Annotated in this window: 1 protein-coding gene; it reads right to left on the bottom strand. The window is 62.1% G+C overall.

Features of this window, described 5'->3' with window-relative positions:
- Positions 1-221: 221 nt before the first annotated feature.
- Positions 222-2,163: type ISP restriction/modification enzyme (locus G6020_RS13715; protein ID WP_347238379.1), on the bottom strand; the 1,942-nt coding region annotated here is incomplete at its 5' end.

Raw genomic sequence — 2,163 nt, 5'->3', positions numbered from 1 at the left:
GTCCGAAATCAACGCGGCAGGTCAGCTCCTGACTGTCCGCGATGCTCCCGCACCACCAGCAGACCCCCGTCTGGTCCTGGCGCAGGCCCTCAAGAGCAGCCTGGTCTGCCGGTCTCGGTTCTGTCATACGACAAGTATGGCGGTGAAGCCGTCGCTCGAACGCCCACGAGCTGAGCAACTTGGAACGGCGAGCTACACCCGGACCCGCGATCACGGGTCTCTCACGTGAAGGAGAAGCCCAGCTGTCCTTCGTCGCCCTCATCGAAGCCGGGCTGTGCACTCGAATAATCTGGCCTGCGTTGGGAGTCCTTTGTCCCGTCCGGCCAGACGGCACCGGCGGAGGCAAGCATGTCTCGAGACGCCAGCGAGACGGACATGATCTCATCCAGCAGTTCCACCTGCGCTTCCTCGAGCCCGACCAGGCGGGTGAGCACCGACAGCAAGTCAAGAAGCTCGCTGGTCCACTCGGGCGGCCAAGACGAGACATGTACATCGTCGAGGGGACTGGACTTCTTTCCTCCTGGTTCGGCCTTGCGGTAGCCGAACCACGACCGGAGCACGTTCTTTCCTCCCACGGTGTACTCCCACACCGCAGGACTCACCGGGCCGAATGCGCCACCACCGAGTCGCACCTCACCCGTGGCCTCATTGAATATCATCTCGGATGGCATCTCAGCTATCGCCGCTAAATTCATCACCCGACGAGAATCTCCAGCCGCGAGCCGCACATCGCCGGCTGGACGCCCGGACTCTGGGTCAACGAACGTAGCGCCATAGGTGTGCAGCCAGGCAACCTCCATCCCGAGCGTGACGGCTCGTTCGAAGAGCTCCGGACTGGTCGTAAACGGCACTCGGATGCCCGGGGTAGTCAGCTCGTCTGCGAAACGCGCGGTAAACCCGGGATGGGAGAGCACCCCCGCTAGGTAGGCGACAACATCCTCTGGTGTGACAGGGCGCCCAGTAAGTGTGGACAGTGCGCCAAGGAGGCCGGCGGCGATGTTAGGTCGCCCGCCGGGGTGCAGTAGCGGGAGCGCTCGTCCTCCCCGATTGTTGAAGTGATGCATGTCAGGGATCAGCGCCGAGAACACAACCCCTGGTCCGTGGCTGATTGCTTCGGCGTGCTGCTCCACGACGAAGATCTGCCCTGGACGCCGTGCTGCCCAGAGATCAGGGGACGGACGGTGCATCAATCGTCGATCGGCAATGAGCCATTGGCGGTCGAACGATCGAAATCCGACCCGCACGTGCCTCGCAGCCCGGGCGTGAGCCGGCTTCTCTTCGGAGAACGGCGCGGCGGTGCCTTGTTCTGTATCCGAACCGCTGAGGGGTTTCGTGGTGGTTTCTAGGTGGGACGATGACGTCTCTTTAAACAGAACCTTCTTGCGGTCGGGGTCGCTCTCAGAGATAACCCGCAGGAGTCGATCCGACAGGATTTCGCGAGCGGGCGCGTAAACCCAGGTGCGGTTCGGCTTTATCCCAGGAGCTGTCCATGGGAGAAGGTCATTGACCGCAGGGAAGTCGTCCCAGTCGGTGTCTGCTGCTGGTGTGAACGGTGCTTGCCAGGCTGTGCGAGCTTGGCGCCACTGGTCACCGTCGAGGTTCAGTTTGGTCAGGGCGTCGTACTTCTCGAACCGTCGGCCGTGGATCGCGGTGTAGTGAATCGTGGCCGGCACATCTGAATCGCAATCCGGGCGGCGAGTGAAGATCGCGATCGCGAGTGGTTGCTGCACGCCAGGGAAGATTCGAGTCGGTACGTCGGGACGCATTCCCTCGGGGGAGACATCGATAATCCAGCCTTCGCTGGTGGTGCGGCGTAGGTACTCGCGCATGCCCTTGAATCCGGCGCCGCGTAGATAGCCTGAGGTGGTGATGTAGCAAACGACTCCCACGTCACCGTTGGGTAGGTTTGCGTTGGCGTCGAAGACTTTCCAGGTAGCCCACCGCCAGAAGTAGATGTAGAGGTTCTTGAGGACGTACTCGGTGCGGCCGTTTCCCTCGGCGCGGAAGTCATCTAAGGGGCGGTAACCGCCGCCTTTCTTCGTCTTCTCGCTGTCGCTTCCGTTCTCGATCCAGCCGCCGCGACCTTGTGCCCGTTCGTCATAGGGCGGGTTGCCAATCACCACAGTGACTTTGGACTTAGCCTTGATACGGGCAGCCCTCGAC

Origin of the sequence: Dietzia sp. B19 (genome assembly GCF_014145155.1) — a bacterium.
Lineage (GTDB): Bacteria > Actinomycetota > Actinomycetes > Mycobacteriales > Mycobacteriaceae > Dietzia > Dietzia natronolimnaea.
The sequence above is the reverse complement of the archived record's forward strand: the minus strand, read 5'-3'. Positions and strand labels throughout refer to the sequence as shown.